Below are 19,676 nucleotides of genomic sequence, written 5' to 3'. Positions count from 1 at the left end.
CTTTTTCCCAAAGGGGAAACACCCTCCGATAAGTGTTAGAAACCCAAGGAATCTCTTACCCTAGCCCTGAGGCAAAATGCGGCGGCTAAACTGTTGAATCTCCTCGCGAATGCCTCGTGGTAATTGATTTTGTTTCGCGATGGCTTGCTGGAAGTATTGCTGTGCCTGCGATCGGTTGCCACTGGCGGCTAAAATTTGCGCTTTCAGATAAAGGAGTTCTGGATTGTTGGGGGCAAGTGCCAAGGCTTGATCAACGGCGTTTAAGGCTTGCGGCCATTGCTTGCGATCGCGATAGGCCAAGGCCAAGCCTCGATAACTCAAGTAATTGGGAGCGGCGTAGGTTTGCAGGGTTTGAATCGCTCGATCCATGCTGACAAAGCCGACATTACTAGCAATGCCCCACTCCATAAAGCCACGGATAAGATTTAATTCCGGATCACGAGGATTGACAGCTTCGGCTCGCCCCACATGATCGAGAACCCGCTGTACCCGCAACAGAGCAGCCGGCGCACCGGCCACAGGCCCCGATCCGGCATCGGAAATTTCATAGCCGGCGATCAGGAAATGTCCCACGGCTTGGTAGAGATTTCCCCGCAGGGGATCGCGACTCGTGAGGGCCTGGGCAGCGCGGAGAGTTTCCTCAGCATAGCGTTTGTACCCTGCCCAGTCTTCGTTGAGATAGGCAATGGCAGCAGCCAAGGTCAGGGTGAGGGGTTCTTGGCGATCGCGCCCTAGGGCCGCAGGCAGTAACTCTTTACCTTTGACATAGTTACCATCGCGAAAGAGGGCAACAAAGACGGCTTCCGTTTGATCCGAAATTGGTCGTGCCTGCGAGCCAGTGCGGAAAGGATCCCCAGCCAGGGCAGCGGTACTCAGTACCCAGGGGGCGATCGCTCCACTAAGATAGAGAGCAAAGCGTTGCCACAGGCGCAATTGGCGTGCTTTCACGGTCATTACCTCCGGAGTCTGCATCTTGTTTTCGGTTCACCATCTCAGCTACCACCCCGCCGCCACCCCTCAGCCCATTTTGCGGGACATTAACTTAGACTTGGGTATGGCTGAACTGGGATTAATTATCGGACCCAGTGGATCCGGCAAAACTACCCTACTAGAGATTTTAGCGGGCTTGGCCACCCCCAGTCGGGGAATCATTCGATGGCAGGATCAGGTTCTCACACCGGATCATTTACAACAGTTGGCCGGATTGGTCTTTCAGTTCCCAGATCGCTACTTCTGTGGCAGCACCATTCTCGAAGAGCTGCGCTTTGGCCATCCCGAAATTCCCTACGAAAACTTTTACCGCGCCCTTGCCGATGTGGGCCTCGATCACTTGCCCTTGCATACCCGCCCTGAATCTTTGAGTGGTGGTCAGCAGCGTCGCCTCGCGCTTGCTGTGCAACTGGTGCGTCAACCCTACTTGCTCTTGCTCGATGAACCCACTGCGGGTCTGGATTGGTCAATGCGCCGCCAATTGGTACAGGTGCTGCGCCGCCTCAAGGAACACTGGAGCCTACTTGTGGTTACCCATGAGGCCACGGAATTGCGGGAGATTAGCGATCGCACGTGGCGATTGGAAAACGGTTGTCTGGTGCCACTGACTTCCCATCAGTCAAGTCCTGTAATAAGTTTTAATACTTAGGTAGCAAAACTTTGCAATTTGTTACCACAGGGGCGCAAAGTCGCTCCACAGCTTGATTTTCTGCTACAACCACAAGAGGTACAGCCCTTCTTACAAGGATGGAAGACCCACAGCACTGTGAAAGCCAGTGCGGGATAGTACCTCCTCTATGTCCTCCATCGTTTTAGCAAAGGGGCGTATATCCCACTTGGGGTTTGGTCTCGATCGTTACAAGGAGTTTGAACGCATGTTCACCCACGTCAAGTCCACGATTCGGCATATCGCGCCAGCGGCGTTAAATGGGCGATCGCTGTTGCGAGTGGTGTATGTGGTACTTGAAGCCCAATACCAGAGCGCGCTGTCGGCAGCGGTTCGCAGCATTAACGACACCCATCCACAGGTGGCCATTGAAATCAGTGGCTATCTCCTTGAGGAACTGCGCAATCCCGAAAACTATGCCGCCTTCTGTGAAGACGTGGCGCGGGCGAATGTGTTTATCGCCTCCCTCATTTTTATTGAGGACTTAGCCGATAAGGTGGTCGAGGCGGTTCAGCCCTATCGCGATCGCCTTGATGTCGCGGTTGTCTTCCCCTCCTTGCCGCAGGTGATGCGCCTCAACAAAATGGGCAGCTTTTCCTTGGCTCAAATTGGCCAATCCAAGAGCGTCATTGCCAACTTCATGAAGAAGCGCAAGGAGAAATCCGGCGCCGGCTTCCAAGATGCCATGCTCAAACTCCTGCGAACCCTGCCCCAAGTCCTGAAGTACCTCCCCATTGACAAAGCCCAGGATGCCCGCAACTTTATGCTCAGCTTCCAGTACTGGCTGGGGGGGTCACCCGAGAATCTACAAAACTTCCTGCTGATGCTGGCCGATCGCTACGTCTTCAAAGGTCAGCCAAACAGCAACCTCAGCTACCAAGAACCGGTCACCTACCCCGATACCGGTATTTGGCACCCCCTTGCACCACAAATGTTTGAGGATCTCAAGGAGTACCTCAACTGGTTCAATAGTCGCCGTGATATTGGCGCTGATCTGAAGGATCCCCTTGTGCCTACCATTGGCCTGCTGTTGCAGCGTACCCACCTTGTCACCGGTGATGACGCCCACTATGTCGCCATTGTGCAAGAGTTCGAATCCCAAGGGGCGCGGGTGATTCCCGTCTTCTCTGGCGGACTGGACTTTTCGACGCCGCTGGAAAAATTTTTCTATGATCCTGTCAACCCTGAAAAACCCATTGTTGACACCGTTGTCTCTCTCACGGGATTTGCCCTTGTGGGAGGCCCTGCCAAGCAGGATCATCCCAAAGCTGTGGCGGCACTGAAAAAACTCAACCGTCCCTACATGGTGGCACTGCCCTTAGTGTTTCAAACCACCGAGGAATGGGAAGACAGTGATCTGGGGCTGCACCCGATTCAAGTGGCGCTGCAAATTGCTCTACCGGAACTGGATGGTGCCATTGAGCCAATTATTCTTTCCGGTCGCGATGGCATGACCGGTAAGGCGATCGCCCTCCAAGACCGCGTCGAAATGATTGTGCAGCGGGCACTGAAGTGGGCGAATCTGCGCCGCAAACCCAAGGTGCAAAAGAAAGTCGCCATCACCATCTTTAGCTTCCCGCCGGATAAAGGCAACGTCGGTACGGCTGCCTACTTGGATGTCTTTGGCTCCATCTACAAAGTCATGGAAGCCCTGAAAAACAACGGCTATGACGTGCAGGACATGCCAGAGAGCGCCGAAGCCCTGATGCAGGAAATCCTCCACGATGCCCGTGCCCAAGTGGGGAGTCCTGAACTCAACATTGCCTACCGCATGAGCGTGCCGGAATACGAGCGCCTCACCCCCTACGCCAAGCGCCTTGAAGAAAACTGGGGCAAACCGCCGGGGCATCTCAACAGTGACGGCCAAAACCTGCTCATCTACGGCAAAACCTACGGCAACGTCTTTATTGGTGTGCAGCCCACCTTTGGCTACGAAGGGGATCCAATGCGGCTGCTCTTTTCTCGCTCCGCCAGTCCTCACCACGGCTTTGCTGCCTATTACACGTTCCTCAACCACATTTGGCAGGCGGATGCGGTGCTCCACTTTGGCACCCACGGCTCCTTGGAGTTCATGCCGGGTAAACAGATGGGCATGTCTGGGGATTGCTACCCCGATAATCTCATTGGCTGTATTCCCAACCTCTACTACTATGCCGCCAATAACCCCTCCGAAGCCACCATTGCCAAGCGCCGCAGCTATGCCAACACCATTAGCTACCTTACCCCGCCGGCAGAAAATGCCGGTCTCTACAAAGGGCTACGGGAACTCAGTGATCTGATTGGTTCCTACCAAACCCTGAAAGACAGCGGTCGGGGGGTTCAGATTGTCAACACGATCATGGACAAGTGCCGCATGGTGAATCTTGATCAGGATGTGGCTCTCCCTGATAAGGACGCGGCAGATCTCAGTGCCGAGGAGCGCGATACCCTCGTGGGCAAGGTCTATATCAAGCTAATGGAGATTGAAAGCCGCCTCTTGCCCTGTGGCCTGCACGTGATTGGCAAACCACCGACAACGGAAGAAGCGGTGGCCACATTGGTGAATATTGCCAGCTTGGATCGCTCTGAGGACGGTATTAAGAGCTTGCCCCGGCTCATTGCCGAAAGCCTAGGGCGGGACATTGACGACATTTATCAAAATAGCGATCGCGGGGTACTGGCAGATGTTGAACTGCTGCGCCAGATTAACGAGGCGACCCGTGCTGCCGTCAGTGCCCTCGTCCAAGCCCAAGCCGATGCCGATGGTCGTGTGTCGCGGGTCTCGAAGCTGAACTTCTTTAACATGGGGCGTAAAGAGCCGTGGATTGAATCTCTCCATGGTGCCGGCTATACCCAAGTGGATGCCGCTGCCCTCAAGCCCCTCATGGAATACCTCGAATTCTGTTTGCAGCAGATTGTTGCCGACAATGAACTGGGGGCACTGCTGCAAGCCCTTGAAGGCGAGTACATTCTCCCCGGCCCCGGTGGCGATCCAATCCGCAATCCTGAGGTGTTGCCGACGGGCAAAAATATCCACGCCTTGGATCCCCAAGCCATTCCCACTGCCGCTGCTGTGCAGTCTGCCAAAGTCGTGGTCGATCGCCTTCTAGCGCGGCAAAAAGCGGAAAACAACAACCAATGGCCAGAAACCATCGCCATGGTGCTCTGGGGCACAGACAATATCAAAACCTATGGCGAGTCCCTTGCCCAAGTGCTCTGGCTAGTGGGGGCACGTCCTTTACCCGATTCCTTGGGACGGGTCAACAAAGTGGAACTCATCCCCCTAGAAGAGCTGGGGCGGCCACGCATTGATGTTGTCGTCAACTGTTCTGGGGTCTTCCGCGATCTCTTTATCAACCAGATGGCGCTCATTGACCGTGCCATCAAGATGGCTGCCGAAGCCGATGAACCCCTTGAGCTAAACTTTATCCGCAAGCACGCACTGCAACAGGCCTCAGAATTGGGGATTGACCTGCGCCAAGCGGCCACACGGGTCTTCACCAATGCCTCCGGCTCCTACGCGGCCAATGTCAACCTAGCGGTGGAAAATAGTTCTTGGGAACAGGAGTCGGAACTTCAGGATATGTATCTCTCCCGTAAGTCCTTTGCCTTCTCGGCGGATTCTCCAGGGACAATGCAGCAGGCGCGGGAACTCTTTGAAACCGCTCTCAAAACGGTGGATGTGACATTCCAAAACCTTGACTCCTCAGAAATCAGCCTCACGGATGTCAGCCACTACTTTGACTCGGATCCGACCAAGCTGGTGGGGGCACTGCGCGGCGATGGCAAACAACCCAAGGCCTATATTGCCGATACCACCACAGCCAATGCCCAAGTGCGTACCCTCTCGGAAACCGTTCGCCTCGACAGCCGTACCAAGCTCCTAAATCCCAAGTGGTATGAAGGAATGCTCTCCCACGGCTACGAAGGGGTGCGCGAGATCTCGAAGCGGCTCGTGAACACGATGGGCTGGTCGGCGACGGCAGGGGCTGTGGATAACTGGGTTTATGAGGAGGCGAATGCCACGTTTATTCTCGATGAGCAGATGCGGCAGCGGCTTCTGAATACCAACCCCCACTCCTTCCGCAAAATGGTCAGCACTTTCCTCGAACTCCACGGACGCGGCTACTGGGAGACCAGTGAAGCCAATCTGGAACTGCTGCGGCAACTCTATCAAGAGGTCGAGGACAAAATTGAGGGAGTTGAGTAAGCAACGTTAATCCCATGGGGGGGAAGCTCTCCCCCCTTTTTATTGGGTCGCAGATGTGATCGGAACCCTCCCTATAAATTAAGCGTCAGACCCCGCAGTACGCTTTTTCTGTGGAGGAGTTGACGATGTTAAAAACACTCCAAGTCGTTGGCCTATCGTCTTTGACTGGTTTGGCTGTCCTTTCCTTTGCGGATCCAGCGGCAGCTCAACTGAATGTCAACGTGAATCTTGGTGGTTCCCGTCCGCCGGTGTATGTGGTGCCGAGTCCCCCCAGCCAACCCGTCTATGTGGTGCCCACCCCGCAAACGCAACCCGTGTATGTGGTACAGCCAGGAGTGGTTAGTGTTCCGCCAGCCTCCCCGCGATCGCGCCATCACCGCAAAAAGTCCCATCGCAATCAACCGCAGTATGTGATTCCCGCCAATCCTAGTGGGGTGCTGATCACGTTTTAAGAATTCCAGTCAGAATCGCCGCCCCTTCTGCTAAGATGGATTTACACATCGGTATTCCGACCGATTTATCGTAGATTGATGGCAGAATGGTCAATTGGCGGCGTTTTAGGGTTTGGTTGAGCTTGTTCTTACTAGCGGTTGGTCTCAGTGGTCTCACCGCTGCTTGTCAATTTCAGGCTACTCTGCCCGATGGTCGCCCTGCTCAGGTGAATCTAACCCTTTCTTCGTTCTCGGTCACTAAAAAAGCGCACGAGGCTATTATGCCCCTGTTTGCTGCTCAATGGGAACAGGAACATCAACAAAAAGTGCGCTTCCGGACGAGCTATGGTCCCTCGGGCAGTCAGTCACGGGCGGTAATTGATGGCCTAGAAGCCGATATTGTCCACTTGTCCCTTGGTTTGGATGTCGATCGCATTGTCAAGGCAGGGTTAATTCACCCCGATTGGGCTAGCCAAGCCCCCCACAACAGCATTGTTACCACTTCTGTCTGTGCCCTGATTACCCGTGACGGCAACCCGAAAAATCTGCAAACATGGCAGGATCTCACTCGTGAGGGAGTGACGTTTGTGACTGCCGATCCCAAAACCTCTGGCGCGGCTCGCTGGAACTTCCTTGCGCTGTGGGGATCGGTCACGGAAACAGGGGGAACGTTTGATCAGGCGCGGCAGTTTGTGACTGAAGCCTTTCGCCATGTAGCCGCTCTACCCCGCGATGGCCGTGAAGCCACCGATGCCTTTTTGAAACAGGGACAGGGGGATGCCCTGATCAACTATGAAAATGAAGTGATCTTGGCGCGTCAAAAGGGCAAGACCCTTTCCTATACCCTGCCTCCTGTGAATATCCTGATTGAAAACCCGATCGCCCTTGTGGATCAATACGTGGATAAACATGGCACACGGGAGGTGGCACAGGCCTATATTGACTTTCTCTATACTCCCCAAGCTCAGGAGATCTTTGCCCAGTATGGTTTTCGACCCGTAGATGCCACAGTCCTTGCTGCCCATCAGCAGACGTTTCCACCCGTGCCCACCCTCTTTACCGTGGCAGATTTAGGGGGCTGGGAGAAGGTGCAAGCCCAATTTTTCGCGAATGGCGCCCTGTTTGATCAAATTCAGCAGGAGAATCAAGCTTGATGACCGCTACCCACCCCATTTCGCCGTCACTCTCTCCTCAGAAACAGCGCTGGCAGTTTCCTTGGGTTTGGAGAATCACGGTCTTTTACTTACTCGTGATGCTGGCTGTGCCCATTGCTGCCCTCCTGAGCCGTGCCAGTAGTGCTGGGCCGCTCCATTTTTGGCAGGTGGCAACGCGGGCGATCGCCCTCTCGGCCTATGAAGTCACGTTTGTCACTGCCCTCATTGCAGCGCTGATCAATGGCGTCTTTGGTACCCTGATTGCTTGGGTGCTGGTGCGCTATTCCTTTCCGGGGAAGCGCTTCTTTGATGCTGTCGTGGATCTACCGTTTGCCCTGCCGACGGCGGTAGCGGGTCTCACCCTCGCAACGGTCTATAGCGAAAATGGCTGGATTGGTAGCCTCTTGGCGCCCTTCGGCATCAGAATTGCCTTTAGCCGCTGGGGAGTGGCGGTGGCGATGCTCTTTATTTCCTTGCCCTTCGTGATTCGCACGGTGCAGCCCGTCCTCACGGAAATGGAAAAGGATGTGGAGGAGGCAGCATGGTCGCTGGGCGCCACCCATGGGCAGACCTTTTGGCGAGTCATTTTGCCACCTTTGATGCCCGCTATTCTCACAGGCGTTGCCCTAGGCTTCTCACGGGCAGTGGGGGAATTTGGCTCAGTTGTGATTATTTCCTCCAACACCCCTTTTCGGGACTTGATTGCCTCGGTGCTGGTGTTTCAGAGCTTAGAGCAGTATGACTATGAGGCAGCAACCATTATTGGTACGGTGATGCTCTTGGTGTCCTTGGCGATTTTATTTCTGATTAATCTGCTGCAAGCGTGGGGGCGGCGCTATGCGGAGCGTTAAACCCTCACCCACCCAAGAAAAGCCGTGGCTGCATGCCCTTTTGATTGTCGTTGCCATCGCCTACTTAGCCCTTGTGCTTTTGCTGCCGGCGGCCAATGTCCTTTTCCAAGCCTTTCACAAGGGAGTCATGCCCTTTCTGGAAAATTTGCTGGAGCCGGATTTTCTCCATGCGGTGTGGCTGACGTTTGCCCTTGCCTTAGTGGTGGTGCCCTTAAATACGGTCTTTGGCCTCTGTGCTGCTTGGGCGATCGCCCGCCATCGCTTTCCGGGACGCACCCTCTTGCTCAGCATTATTGACTTACCTTTTTCCATCTCCCCCGTGGTTGCCGGACTGATGCTGGTACTGGTCTATGGCCGCAATGGCTGGTTCGGGGGCTGGCTGCAAGCTTTAGATATTCGCGTTATTTTCTCTTTTCCGGGGATGGTGCTGGCAACAGCCTTTGTGAGTTTGCCCTTTGTGGCGCGCGAAGTCATCCCTGTACTGGAAGAAATCGGCACCGAGCAGGAGGAAGCCGCAAAAACCCTTGGCGCCAATGAGTGGCAAACCTTTTGGCGAGTCACCCTGCCCAATATCCGCTGGGGGCTGCTCTATGGGGTCTTGTTGACCAATGCGCGGGCGATGGGGGAGTTCGGTGCTGTGGCAGTCGTCTCTGGCAATGTGGCGGGCTTGACGCAAACTCTGCCCCTCTTTGTCGAAGACGCCTACAAAAACTACAACACAGAGTCAGCCTACGCAGCAGCGGTGATCCTTGGTTTGCTAGCGCTTGTGACGCTCGTGGTTAAGGAAATTTTGGAGCGGAAAACAGGGATCAAGCCCAACCCCTAGGAGGTGCCTAGGACGCGCAAAATCGAGGGCACGGCTGCAATATCGGCCATTTGGGCAATCTCTGCCATGGCTTGGCGAAACTCCCCTTCACGCACATGGTGGGTGACAATGACAATTTCTGCTAGTTCATTGTGGCTGCCAATTTGCACAAGGGATTCCAAGCTGACATTGTGGTTGCCAAAACAGGTACCCAGTTTCCCTAGAACTCCCGGATGATCTTGAGCATGGACACGGGCATAGAAACGACTATCCACCTCCGCCATTGGTAGCAGCGGCATAAACTGATCGTGCTGGCAGGTGAGCAAGGGATGGCTGGCACGTCCTTGGGGCAGAAGGGCGGCAATGTTGATTAAATCCGCCACGACGGCACTGGCGGTTGCCCCTGCACCGGCACCGGGACCATAAAACATCACCTGTCCCAAAGGCTCTGCCTCTAGGAGAATGGCATTAAAGACGCCATTGACGCCGGCAAGGGGGTGCTCGAGGGGCACGAGCGTCGGATGAACGCGCACCTCTAGGGGCTGACCCCTCAGTTGGCGAGCGATCGCCAGCAGCTTAATGCGAAATCCGAGCTTTTCGGCATAGGCAATATCGGCTGCAGTGATGCCACTAATGCCCTCGCAATACACTTCCTCGCGGCGAATCCGTCCGCCAAAGGCAAGGCTGGCAAGAATAGCAATTTTATCCGCTGCATCCCATCCCTCAATGTCAGCACTGGGATCCGCCTCGGCATACCCTAGGCGTTGGGCATCGGCAAGGATAGGGGCAAAATCCCCTTGCTCCTGCTGCATGCGGGTCAGGATGTAGTTGGTGGTGCCATTGAGAATGCCGCTGACACTGTGGATACGATTGGCACCTAGGCTCTGTTTCAGGGCTTGAATGACGGGAATCCCACCAGCCACGGCAGCTTCGAGCATCACATAGACCCCTTGGGCATTGGCGGCATCAAAAATTTCGGCACCATGACGGGCAATGACAGCCTTGTTGGCGGTGACAATGTGCTTGCCGTGGGCAATGGCCTTGAGGATGAGCGATCGCGCTGGTTCAATGCCACCGAGCACTTCCACCACAATGTCAATGGCTGGGTTAGTGACAATACTTTCTAAATCTGTTGTCAACAGTTGCGGATCAAGGGCAATGGCGCGGGGTTTATGGATATCCCGTACCCCCACTTGGGCGATCGCCAGTTCCTTGAGCAGTGGATGGCGCCCCGCTGGATCCGCCAAAATTTGCGCCACACCGCCACCGACAGTGCCCAACCCTAGTAAACCAATGTGATACATCAGACCCGTCCTATTGCACTGTTCCTATTATCAGTCGCGCTCGACCTAGTCACATACATGGCGAACGTAGGGTTCCTCCTCAGGCAAAAAGGATTCAAAACTGGCCACTTGGGCAGTAATGAGATCGGGCGTGGCCTCGGCAATATCCCCTTGGCGATCGCTCAGGCGACGGCGCAATTCCTCCGGGGGTGCACTACAGAAATGAATCTCTAGGGGCACGTGCAGTTTCTCTGCGAGGGCAATCACTGGTTGGCGCAGCGCTACGCGATCGTACTTCGCATCCAAAATCACCGTTTGGCCTTGACGCAGCAACAATTCCGCATAGGCCAAGAGCTGATCATAGGTTTTTTGGGTCATGGCCTCGGAGTAGAGAGCCACCTCTGGAAAATCCGTACTGCGGCGATCGAGGGGTAAGCCCGCTAAGTGTTTGCGCACAGCATCGGAGCGGATTTGAATGGCCTGCTCCCCTTGAGCCAGACCCCGCCCCCGTGTACTTTTGCCTGCCCCGGAGAGACCACACATGACATAGAGCTTGGCTTGGCGCGGTTGGGTGTAGCGATAGGCCGCCTCATAGTAGGCCGCAGCCGTGGCTTGAATCTGTGCCTTTTCGGCCTCGCTAATGGCGGGATCATTGAGGGCCAAGGAGTTCACATTGCCGCGAATATAGGCCCTGACACAGAGGTACAGCGGCAAGAGCACTGCCCCCTCATAGTCACCACTCCATTCCAAGTAGGTGTTGAGGAAAAGATTGGCCAAGTCACCGCGCCCGCGAAACTCCAGATCCATCAGCAAAAAGGCGGCGTCATAGATGCCATCAATATTGCGAAATTCTTCGTTGAACTCAATACAGTCAAAAATTTGCACCCTGCCATTGTAGAGACAGATATTATTCAGGTGCAGATCGCCATGGCACTCGCGAATTTTGCCCCCGGCTTGCCGCTGCACAAACCACTCCTGATGCCGCGTCAAAAAGTCATCGGTAAAGGTTTGAATCGCTGCATACTGCTCTGGGGATTGACAGCGACCAACAAACTGGGCCGCCAAGGCATGGCAATTGTTAATCACTTGGGCGATCGCTCGCGGGGAGCCAAATTCACTAATGTGGGGACTAGTGGCAGCCGTGCGGTGAAAGTGAGCCAGTTCTTTGCCGAGGGATTCAATTAGGTTCGGGGTGACTTGGTTGGCAGCAAAGAGGTGAGAAAACAGTTGCGACTGATCAAATTGCCGCATTTGCACAGCATAGTCAATCACCGCAGCCCCCGCCGGTAGGTCTTGGGGATCCGCCACATAATAGCGATCGCCCACCGCCACAATGGGCACCACCGCCAAGTAGAGATCTGGCGCCAAGCGGCGATTCAGCCGTAACTCCTCCTGACAGTAAAATAGCCGCTTTTCTAGGGTTGTAAAGTTCAAAAACCCAAAATCCGCCGGCTTTTTCACCTTGTAGGCATAGTCCCCCGTCAGAAACACATAGGAAATATGCGTTTGCAGCAATTGAATCGGCGTGGTGACTGCATGGGGGTAGGCAGCAGGGGTTAATAGGGCTTCGACAAAGGCAGGCAAAGACATGCGTATTATGGCTAACATCGCGCCCCAATCATATCACTAGACTCTCTACCCTGTGGCTAAATTGACGTTTTCACCGTTCCTTTAGAGGATGGGGATACGAAGCTTGTGGACATGGCTATGGTGCGTCGCCCCGTCACATTACCCCAACTCCAGCAAAAAAAACAGCAGGGAGAGCCGATTACAATGCTCACGGCTTGGGATTATCTGTGGGCACGGCTATTGGATGCGGCGGGCGTGGATGTGATCCTTGTGGGGGATTCCCTTGGTATGGTTGCCCTTGGCTATCAAACCACGTTGCCTGTGACCCTCGACCAGATGATTCACCATGCGCAGGCGGTGCGTCGAGGGGTCAGCCACAGTTTCCTCGTGTGTGATCTGCCCTTTTTAAGCTACCAAGAAAGCCCAGAGCAGGCCCTGCGATCGGCGGGGCGTTTAATCAAAGAAGCGGACGTACAGGCAGTGAAAATGGAAGGTGCTTCACCTGTGGTTCAGGCAGCCACACGGCGCCTTGTTGAGGCTGGAATTCCGGTGCTGGGTCATGTGGGTCTGTTGCCCCAACAGGTACATCAATTGGGGGGCTGGCGACAACAGGGGAATACTCCCCAAGGGGCAGAAGCGATTCTAGGGGATGCCCTTGCCCTAGCCGAAGCAGGTGCCTTTGGCATCATTTTGGAGCATATTCCTGCGGATTTGGCACAGCAGATTACGGCCAAGCTGGAGATTCCGACGATTGGGATTGGGGCTGGCCCCCACTGTGATGGTCAGGTGCTGGTGACGGCAGATGTTTTGGGCTTGAGTCCACAGGTGCCCCCCTTTGCCAAAGTGTATGCCGACTTGGGCACTCAGGCGATCGCCGCCCTTGAGAGCTACTGCCAAGCCGTCAAATCGCGACAATTTCCGTAGCTTAGACTGGCCAATGGGCGCGAGGATTAAAGGTGCGGAACGATCGCAATTTTTCGTAGAGTTCTTTTTCTTGGGCACTCAGGGATTTGGGGGGCACAATTTGTACCTTAGCAAGGAGATCGCCAGCAATGCCGCTACTACTGCGCCACCCTTTGCCCCGCAGCCGCAGAGATTGCCCGGATCGCGTGCCCGCAGGCACATTCAAAACCACATTCCCCGAGGGCGTCGGCACCGTAACTTGGGCACCCAAAGCCGCTTCATCCGGCGTGATCGGCAAATCAATCACCAGTTGATCCTCTTCAAAGCGGAAAAGGGGATGGGGCGCCACCTGTACCGTGAGATACAAATCCCCCCGCTGTTGGGTGTAGGGGTTATATTGACCTTTGCCCCGCAGCCGCAACTTCGTCCCCGGCTTAATACCAGCGGGAATCGTGACGGTCACCTGTTCATCGCCAATTTTGAATGATTTCTGGCAGCCCTGAAAGGCCTCTTGGAAGCTAATTTGTACCTCTAGATCAATATCGGTACTCCCAAATGGCGATGGATCGAAACCAGCGCTGCTCCAAGTGCGGGTACGCCCTGTGGTCGTGCCGGTGGCAAATCGCCCTAGCAATTCATTAATAAAGTCTTCAAAGTTGGCAAACTGGCCAAAATCAGCGCCAAAGTCGCCCACATTGACATTAAAGCCCCCCGCCCCCGCTGCACTGGCCTGTTGCCAATACTGACCAAATTGATCGTATTTGCGTCGCTTTTCCGGGTCCGAGAGCACTTCGTGGGCTTCGTTAATTTCCTTGAAACGAGCTTCTGCCTCTTTGTCCCCCGGATTTAAGTCGGGGTGATACTTGCGAGCAAGGCGGCGAAAGGCTTGCCGAATTTCGGCATCCGTGGCATTTTTGCTGACCCCGAGGATTTCGTAGTAATCTTTGAAGTCGGTACGCGCCATAGGAACATTCGCCTCTACGTAATCAAAAGATGAAGATTGAGTGTCAGGGCTGGCAGCAAATTAGGGCAAAAAGCTCAGTGCTATTATAGTTGAATCCCTTTATACCGTCTTGGCATGGCGACGTTTCTTCGTCCAGAACTGAGCAACCTCCGCGCCTACTCCACCCCCACGAGCGACTCCCTACCGCTAGAACTGGATTACCTCGATACCAATGAGTTTCCGTGGGATTTGCCCACTGCCCTTAAGGAGGCGTTAGCTCAACAGTACGTCAGCACCCTCGCCAGTCATCGCTATCCCGACAGTCACCATTGGCCGCTGCGGCAGGCGATCGCCCACTATGTCAGTGAACACAGCCCAACTGAAATCTCCCCACACCAAATTGCGGTTGGCAACGGCTCCGATGAGCTTATTCGCTCGATTTTACTGGCCACTGCGATCGGGGGCTACGGTTCTATCCTAGTGGCCGAGCCGACATTTTCCATATACGGGATCCTCGCCCAAACCCTAGGGATTCCCGTCCAGCGATCGCCCCGCGATCCTGACACCTTTGCCGTGCAAATTGCTGAAGCCAATACCCTCATTGCCCAAGCGGATCCCCCCGTGCGCGTTCTCTTTATGCTGCAACCCAACTCCCCAACGGGGAACCCCCTAACCGCAGCGGAGGTGGACTGGCTACGGCAGCTTCCTGAGGACATTTTAGTGGTGATTGATGAGGCCTATTTTGAATTTTCGGGCAAGACACTGGTGGGCGACTTGGCAACCCATCCCAACTGGCTGATTCTGCGCACCTTTTCCAAGGCCTTTCGACTCGCGGCTCATCGGGTGGGCTACGCCATTGGCAATGCAGAGGTGATTGCAGTTTTAGAAAAGGTTCGTCTGCCCTATAACCTACCTACGTTTTCCCAAGTGGCGGCGCAAGTTGCCCTTGACCATCGGCCGGCATTGCTCGCAGAGATTCCCACGGTGCTAGCGGAGCGGGAGCGCCTCTATCAACGGCTTCAGGCGTCCCCCCAACTGCGGGTATGGCCGAGTGTGGCCAATTTCCTCTTTTTCCGTTTGCAGGAACCGCAATACACCCAGCCCCTATGTGATGCCTTGAGGAGTCAGGGGACCCTTGTACGGGCGATCGCCGGCGGGATTCGAGTCACCATTGGCACACCAGCAGAGACGGAGCGCTTTTGGCAACGGCTGCAAACTTTTTTGAACCCGCTTTAGCTAATCGGACAAGCGGGCATTGGGCAGGACTGTGCCCCGCAGGGTTGCCGTCGCTAGGGTGGTGCGTGTGAGTGTCGCACCCCGTAAGTTAGCGCGACTTAGGTTGGCTTGGCGCAGTTGCACATCCGTGAGTTTGGCATTGATCAGCTTAACTTCAATCAGCTTGGCATCAGTCAAATCCACATTGGTCAGTGTGGCATTGCTTAAATCCGAGCCACTGAGATCTGCCCCTGCTAAATTGACGTTTTCTAGGGTGATACCGCGCAAATCCAGTCGCCGAAAGTCACGCCGCCCTTTGGCATAGTCTGCCAGCATTTGATGGGCTCTATTTTGATTAATAATGCCTGGGGCATAGCGACTGAGAAAACCGTGTTTATCAAAGGAGTCTGAAGGTCGCCCCGAAGAAGCAGACATTAACTAAAACATCATGGGTATTCCAATGATTGTACTATAGCCCAAGCCTAGGGCAGCAACCGTTTTTTGGACTCGTGGCCAAAGAGCCTGAAGAAAGTGGCATACTGCTATAGATAAGGAACCAATAGGGAGATAACGCTGTGGGACTGTTTGATCGCGTCAGCCGTGTGGTTCGCAGTTGGCTCAATGCGCTGGTGGGTGCTGCCGAAGATCCCGAAAAAATCCTCGAGCAGACCATGATTGAAATGCAGGACAATCTGGTGACCCTGCGGCAAGCCGTCGCCCAAGCGATCGCCTCCCAGAAGCGGTTAGAGCAACAGTTCAACCAAAATCAACAGCAGGCGGCTGAGTGGGAGCGCCGTGCCAAAATTGCCCTGCAACATGGGGATGAGCAACTAGCGCTTGAGGCCTTGAGTCGCAAAAAAACAGCACTGAATGCAGCTATGGCACTCAAGGGGCAACTGGAGCAGTCCGTGACCCAAGTGGAAGCCCTCAAAAAACAAATGCAGCAGCTTGAAAGCAAGATTGCTGAAGCGAGAACCCGTAAAGAAATGCTGGTGGCAAGGGCACGGGCAGCCAAGGCCTCAGAGCAACTGCAACAAACCTTTAGCAGCATCAACACCAATGCCCCCATGGCCGCCTTTGAGCGCATGGAGGAACGGGTTCAAGAAATGGAGGCTCGCTCCCAAGCCGTGGCTGAACTCAATAGCGATACCCTCGAAGCCAAGTTTGCCGCCCTCGAAGCCGGCAGTGTGGATGATGATTTGGCACGGCTGAAGGCAGAATTGGCGAATCCGCAACTGTCACCCAGCAGCACCCCTGCCTACGATCCAGAGTTGGAAGCCCTGCGGCGGGAACTGGAGAAGAACTAATTATTTTCCATGGATCTGTTGCGATCGCTCCCTTTGGGGCTATACCTTGAACAACCTGTGACTTGGCTGCATCGCCTTGATCCACGGGTCAAGCTGGCATGGTTGATGACGTTTCTGTTGGCACCCATTTTGGCGGATGTCACTTGGCGGTTGGGGCTAGTGGTCAGTTTAATTCTCCTGACCCTCCTAGGGGGAATTCCCGCGCGGGTGTGGCGGCGGCAACTGCTGTGGCTCCTCTTGGTGGGTAGTTTAATTCTGGTGATCACGGCTTTGATGCCCGATGGGATGGCTGTCACCTATCAACCCCGCCGCCCTTTGGCAGCGACAGTTCCGCCCACAAGTTACAGTTATATCCTGTGGCAGTTTCATACCCAAGTGGGTCAGTTTCCGATTCATCTGCAAGTCTCCCAGCGATCGCTGGATTTGGGGTTACGACTGAGTACCCTGCTGTTTACGCTCCTCTACAGTACGCATCTGTTTTTGCTCACCACTGCCCCTGAGGAAGTCACCGCTGGCTTGGAAAATCTAATGCAGCCCCTGAAACGCTTTAAGCTGCCGGTGGCCGAAATTGCCCTGACCTTGACGCTGTCGCTGCGGTTTATTCCCTTGGTCTTGGAAGAGGTGCAAAACCTGAGCCGCTCAGTGCGGACTCGTGCCATCAATTGGCGACTGGTGGGCATTAAGGGCAGTATCAAGCTGTGGCTCACCTTAGCGGTACGGCTGTTGGACAATTTACTCCTGCGGGCAGAACAGGTGGCCTGTGCGATGCAGGTGCGGGGCTTCCAAGAACCGGGAACCTACGATAATCCTTGGCACCATCTGCGATTGCAGCGGCGAGATTGGCTGGCTCTCGGGGGGATGGGACTATTTTGGCTGGTTCGTTTGGGTTGGTTGGGGGTGACACACCATTGATATTGCCCTGTCAGCCGTGGCTATGGTGCTGTTTGCCGCTGCGGGGTCGTACGGGTCGCGCCGTCTTTCAGCAGTTATTTTTGGCGGAGCCGATTGCCGTCCTCCTCGAAAGTCCAGCCCAAGCCCCCACCCCCCAAGCTCGCTATTCCATTTGTGCGGGCTCCCCCCGCGGCGATCGCCAGTGGCCACTCTCCCTAGGTCAAGTGCTGCCGACCCTACAAAGGTTTCCTCAATGTGAAGCGGTTCCCGAAGCGGTGCGCCATCTGCCCTTTACTGGTGGTTGGTTAGGATGGTTGGGGTATGAGTTGGCGTGGGAAATTGAAGCCCTCCCCCCTCTCAAACCGGATCCTCTCCCTTTTCCAGTGGCTTTTTGGTATGAACCCGCAGCCTTTGCCGTCTTGGATCATCAGGAAGATCTCCTCTACTTGGCGGCTTCGACCCCTAGTCAACTGGCGGCGCTGCAAGAAGCGCTTGCGGAAACACCCCCTGAGGCATCTCTCTGGGTGCCCGATCGCCCCGGCAGCATTGAATTAGCCGCTGGCTGGCAACCCGATACCTACCAAGCGGCGGTGCAGCAGATTCTCGGCCATATTCGCGCCGGGGATATTTTTCAGGCCAATCTGTCGGCACGCTTTTGCCATTACGGGCGTGTTGATCCTTGGCAACAATACCTGCGGCTTCAGCAAATTAACCCCTCTCCCTTTGCCAGTTTTTGGCAGACTCCTTGGGGTTACATTGTCAGTTGCTCACCGGAACGCTTGGTGCAAGTTCAGGGAGATAGGGTGCAAACGCGACCCATTGCCGGTACCCGTCCGCGCGGCCAAACCCCAGCGGGCGATCGCGCCCAGGCCGAGGAACTGCTTAGAAATACCAAGGAACAGGCAGAGCACATCATGCTCGTGGATTTAGAGCGCAATGACTTGGGGCGAGTGTGCCAGTGGGGCAGTGTGGTGGTGGATGAACTCCTAACGCTGGAGTACTACAGTCATGTGATTCACTTGGTGAGCAATGTTCGCGGCAAATTGCAGTCGGGGTTGTCCCCTGTGGATGTGATCCGTGCCCTCTTTCCCGGTGGCACGATTACGGGCTGTCCCAAGGTGCGCTGCATGGAGATTTTGGCGGCTCTTGAACCCTTTCCCCGCAATTTGTTCTACGGTTCCTGTGGCTACTGGGATCAGCGGGGGCATCTAGACTTGAATATCCTCATTCGCACCCTCTTGGTGGCGGGCGATCGCCAGACAACTTGGGGACAGGTGGGCGCCGGTATCGTAGCCGACAGTGATCCACAGCGGGAATGGCAAGAATCCCTGAGCAAAGCCCAAGCCCTGCTCCTTGCCCTCGGAACACCCACGCCCATCAGCCCCCGTTCTTAGGCTCCCTCAATGAGAGCGTGCCACTCAATCACCACAGCGGCGGGCACAGCAATCTCAATCCCCTGCTCCTCTAGGGGCGGACGCAGTACCAAGGATTCACTCTTGGGCAATTGCGAGGCGAGGGGCAACAGGTCAAACTGTCCCACATTGGCAACGCTGTCTGCCTTGGGAAAGTCATCTATGGCTGTCAGGGTTTGACCGCTCGACGTGATCAGCACCAAGGGATCGGGATGGCGAAAGTGGTACTGCTCGGGAAACCCCACCAAGCGCAACTGCAACTGGTCACGACGGGAAAAAAGAATCACCTGCCACGTGAAGCCACGATTATCGCGCAATTGATGCCGCGACTGCACCACCACTTGATTGGGAGCCTCTTCAATCGTGCGAATCATGGCAGGACTACTGGGGGATACCGCCAGCCACAGGGGAATGACCAGCAGGATCACAAGCAAAAAACGCTGCCAACGTTTCATCGAAGTTCCTCCCTAGGGTGAGGTTTGGAGTGCCTGTTGAATTTGCGGAATGGTCACAGCGTACATGCCCCGCAGATCGCCAACGCGGAAGTCATAGGCGCGATCGCTGGGATATTTTTCTTGAATAAAGGCAGGACGGCGATTTTTCGCCCCATGACAGGCAAGGCAACTGGCTTGGACATCAATGCGACGGAAGTAGTGCACCCCTTCATTATCGGTTTGCCAAAAGGCTTGGAGTTGACGATTGTTATCAAAGCGATTGAGGGCTTGCACTTCCAGCGCTGTGCGCGGGGCATGGTTGGGGTTGCGATACTTGAGGGCCACCTGACGCACTTGCCAGCCATTGGCGGCAGCAATTTCCTTGGCTTTCTTGCCCACGGGGGCACAGACGGCCTTAAAGGTGTCAAGGGTGGGTTCGGTAGTACTGCCCTCTAGGGTAGAGGCAAGACCAATGCGCATTTGATCCAGTTGTTCAATGGCGGTTACGGCTTTCCCCAGTTCATCGGGATTCACACTGGCCAACGTGGCCGGGGAACCGTGGAGCCATAGGGATACCATCAATAGCCCCATGAGAAAGATGCGCACCATAGAAATTGCTCCTTTATGGAATT

General features: G+C 55.1%; 18 protein-coding genes. 11 read left to right on the top strand and 7 right to left on the bottom strand.

Annotated features, from left to right (window positions below):
* Positions 1 to 60: 60 nt before the first annotated feature.
* Entirely contained in the window at positions 61 to 954 is an 894-nt protein-coding gene (locus tag KV190_RS04990) for a Sll0314/Alr1548 family TPR repeat-containing protein (RefSeq protein ID WP_460194860.1), read from the bottom strand.
* Positions 955 to 973: 19 nt separating this feature from the next.
* On the opposite strand from KV190_RS04990, the gene KV190_RS04985 reads away from it, so the two are divergent.
* The 6 genes from KV190_RS04985 (at position 974) to cysW (ending at position 9,108) form a co-directional block, all read left to right on the top strand.
* Positions 974 to 1,639: an ABC transporter ATP-binding protein gene (locus KV190_RS04985; protein ID WP_460194859.1), complete on the top strand. Its 666-nt coding sequence runs from the start codon at positions 974 to 976 to the stop codon at positions 1,637 to 1,639.
* 226 nt (positions 1,640 to 1,865) lie between these two features.
* On the top strand, positions 1,866 to 5,846 hold the full coding sequence (locus tag KV190_RS04980; RefSeq protein ID WP_460194858.1) for a magnesium chelatase subunit H: 3,981 nt from the start codon (positions 1,866 to 1,868) through the stop codon (positions 5,844 to 5,846).
* 125 nt (positions 5,847 to 5,971) lie between these two features.
* A complete protein-coding gene (locus KV190_RS04975; protein WP_460194857.1) occupies positions 5,972 to 6,298 on the top strand; it encodes a hypothetical protein in 327 nt (108 codons plus the stop codon).
* A 116-nt stretch (positions 6,299 to 6,414) separates the two neighbouring features.
* Positions 6,415 to 7,431 (top strand): sulfate ABC transporter substrate-binding protein, encoded by a 1,017-nt coding sequence (locus KV190_RS04970; RefSeq protein ID WP_460194856.1) that lies wholly within the window; start codon positions 6,415 to 6,417, stop codon positions 7,429 to 7,431.
* On the top strand, positions 7,431 to 8,282 hold the full coding sequence (gene cysT, locus KV190_RS04965; RefSeq protein WP_460194855.1) for a sulfate ABC transporter permease subunit CysT: 852 nt from the start codon (positions 7,431 to 7,433) through the stop codon (positions 8,280 to 8,282). The genes KV190_RS04970 and cysT overlap by 1 nt, the downstream gene beginning before the upstream one ends.
* Positions 8,269 to 9,108, top strand: coding sequence for a sulfate ABC transporter permease subunit CysW (cysW, locus tag KV190_RS04960; protein WP_460194854.1), 840 nt, complete (start codon positions 8,269 to 8,271; stop codon positions 9,106 to 9,108). The genes cysT and cysW overlap by 14 nt, the downstream gene beginning before the upstream one ends.
* Here the strand turns inward: cysW and KV190_RS04955 are convergent.
* Positions 9,105 to 10,391: a homoserine dehydrogenase gene (locus KV190_RS04955; RefSeq protein WP_460194853.1), complete on the bottom strand. Its 1,287-nt coding sequence runs from the start codon at positions 10,389 to 10,391 to the stop codon at positions 9,105 to 9,107. The two genes, cysW and KV190_RS04955, sit on opposite strands and share 4 nt — an antisense overlap.
* Positions 10,392 to 10,436: 45 nt before the next feature.
* On the bottom strand, positions 10,437 to 11,960 hold the full coding sequence (locus tag KV190_RS04950; protein ID WP_460194852.1) for a bifunctional aminoglycoside phosphotransferase/ATP-binding protein: 1,524 nt from the start codon (positions 11,958 to 11,960) through the stop codon (positions 10,437 to 10,439).
* Between the two features lie 117 nt (positions 11,961 to 12,077).
* Here KV190_RS04950 and panB point away from each other — a divergent pair, with 117 nt between their 5' ends.
* Positions 12,078 to 12,863, top strand: coding sequence for a 3-methyl-2-oxobutanoate hydroxymethyltransferase (panB, locus tag KV190_RS04945; RefSeq protein ID WP_460194851.1), 786 nt, complete (start codon positions 12,078 to 12,080; stop codon positions 12,861 to 12,863).
* Between the two features lies 1 nt (position 12,864).
* On the opposite strand, the gene KV190_RS04940 is transcribed toward panB, so the two are convergent.
* The gene (locus tag KV190_RS04940; RefSeq protein ID WP_460194850.1) at positions 12,865 to 13,806 is read right to left on the bottom strand and encodes a DnaJ C-terminal domain-containing protein; all 942 of its coding nucleotides are present in this window, start codon (positions 13,804 to 13,806) and stop codon (positions 12,865 to 12,867) included.
* Between the two features lie 114 nt (positions 13,807 to 13,920).
* Here KV190_RS04940 and KV190_RS04935 point away from each other — a divergent pair, with 114 nt between their 5' ends.
* A complete protein-coding gene (locus KV190_RS04935; RefSeq protein WP_460194849.1) occupies positions 13,921 to 15,021 on the top strand; it encodes a histidinol-phosphate transaminase in 1,101 nt (366 codons plus the stop codon).
* On the opposite strand, the gene KV190_RS04930 is transcribed toward KV190_RS04935, so the two are convergent.
* Entirely contained in the window at positions 15,022 to 15,336 is a 315-nt protein-coding gene (locus KV190_RS04930) for a pentapeptide repeat-containing protein (RefSeq protein WP_460194848.1), read from the bottom strand.
* 239 nt (positions 15,337 to 15,575) lie between these two features.
* Here KV190_RS04930 and KV190_RS04925 point away from each other — a divergent pair, with 239 nt between their 5' ends.
* Genes KV190_RS04925 through KV190_RS04915 form a run of 3 tightly spaced genes read left to right on the top strand, consistent with a single transcriptional unit; the run spans position 15,576 to position 18,592 of the window.
* The gene (locus KV190_RS04925) at positions 15,576 to 16,307 is read left to right on the top strand and encodes a PspA/IM30 family protein (RefSeq protein ID WP_460194847.1); all 732 of its coding nucleotides are present in this window, start codon (positions 15,576 to 15,578) and stop codon (positions 16,305 to 16,307) included.
* 9 nt (positions 16,308 to 16,316) lie between these two features.
* On the top strand, positions 16,317 to 17,219 hold the full coding sequence (locus KV190_RS04920) for an energy-coupling factor transporter transmembrane component T family protein (protein WP_460194846.1): 903 nt from the start codon (positions 16,317 to 16,319) through the stop codon (positions 17,217 to 17,219).
* Positions 17,177 to 18,592, top strand: coding sequence for an anthranilate synthase component I (locus KV190_RS04915; RefSeq protein WP_460194845.1), 1,416 nt, complete (start codon positions 17,177 to 17,179; stop codon positions 18,590 to 18,592). Before KV190_RS04920 ends, KV190_RS04915 begins: the two co-directional genes overlap by 43 nt.
* Here KV190_RS04915 and KV190_RS04910 read toward each other — a convergent pair.
* Together KV190_RS04910 and KV190_RS04905 are read right to left on the bottom strand one after the other, a co-directional pair.
* Positions 18,589 to 19,065 carry a DUF3122 domain-containing protein gene (locus KV190_RS04910; protein WP_460194844.1) on the bottom strand — a complete coding sequence of 159 codons (477 nt, stop codon included), beginning with the start codon at positions 19,063 to 19,065 and terminating at the stop codon, positions 18,589 to 18,591. The genes KV190_RS04915 and KV190_RS04910 overlap by 4 nt on opposite strands.
* Before the next feature lie 12 nt (positions 19,066 to 19,077).
* Complete coding sequence (locus tag KV190_RS04905; RefSeq protein WP_460194843.1) at positions 19,078 to 19,653, bottom strand: Tll0287-like domain-containing protein; 576 nt, start codon at positions 19,651 to 19,653, stop codon at positions 19,078 to 19,080.
* Positions 19,654 to 19,676: the final 23 nt, after the last annotated feature.

It is taken from the genome of Thermosynechococcus sp. FA-CM-4201 (assembly GCF_054689355.1).
This window is presented reverse-complemented; position numbering and strand designations above follow the sequence as displayed.

What these genes read in the sequence shown, in the direction of transcription:
- KV190_RS04930 (WP_460194848.1), bottom strand. Translation starts at nt 15,336, where the DNA reads ATGCTGGCAGACTATGCCAAAGGGCGGCGTGACTTTCGGCGACTGGAT.
- cysT (WP_460194855.1), top strand. Translation starts at nt 7,431, where the DNA reads ATGACCGCTACCCACCCCATTTCGCCGTCACTCTCTCCTCAGAAACAG.
- KV190_RS04980 (WP_460194858.1), top strand. Translation starts at nt 1,866, where the DNA reads ATGTTCACCCACGTCAAGTCCACGATTCGGCATATCGCGCCAGCGGCG.
- KV190_RS04940 (WP_460194850.1), bottom strand. Translation starts at nt 13,806, where the DNA reads ATGGCGCGTACCGACTTCAAAGATTACTACGAAATCCTCGGGGTCAGC.
- KV190_RS04910 (WP_460194844.1), bottom strand. Translation starts at nt 19,065, where the DNA reads ATGAAACGTTGGCAGCGTTTTTTGCTTGTGATCCTGCTGGTCATTCCC.
- KV190_RS04935 (WP_460194849.1), top strand. Translation starts at nt 13,921, where the DNA reads ATGGCGACGTTTCTTCGTCCAGAACTGAGCAACCTCCGCGCCTACTCC.
- panB (WP_460194851.1), top strand. Translation starts at nt 12,078, where the DNA reads ATGGTGCGTCGCCCCGTCACATTACCCCAACTCCAGCAAAAAAAACAG.
- KV190_RS04955 (WP_460194853.1), bottom strand. Translation starts at nt 10,391, where the DNA reads ATGTATCACATTGGTTTACTAGGGTTGGGCACTGTCGGTGGCGGTGTG.
- KV190_RS04905 (WP_460194843.1), bottom strand. Translation starts at nt 19,653, where the DNA reads ATGGTGCGCATCTTTCTCATGGGGCTATTGATGGTATCCCTATGGCTC.
- KV190_RS04990 (WP_460194860.1), bottom strand. Translation starts at nt 954, where the DNA reads ATGACCGTGAAAGCACGCCAATTGCGCCTGTGGCAACGCTTTGCTCTC.
- KV190_RS04975 (WP_460194857.1), top strand. Translation starts at nt 5,972, where the DNA reads ATGTTAAAAACACTCCAAGTCGTTGGCCTATCGTCTTTGACTGGTTTG.
- cysW (WP_460194854.1), top strand. Translation starts at nt 8,269, where the DNA reads ATGCGGAGCGTTAAACCCTCACCCACCCAAGAAAAGCCGTGGCTGCAT.
- KV190_RS04950 (WP_460194852.1), bottom strand. Translation starts at nt 11,960, where the DNA reads ATGTCTTTGCCTGCCTTTGTCGAAGCCCTATTAACCCCTGCTGCCTAC.
- KV190_RS04920 (WP_460194846.1), top strand. Translation starts at nt 16,317, where the DNA reads ATGGATCTGTTGCGATCGCTCCCTTTGGGGCTATACCTTGAACAACCT.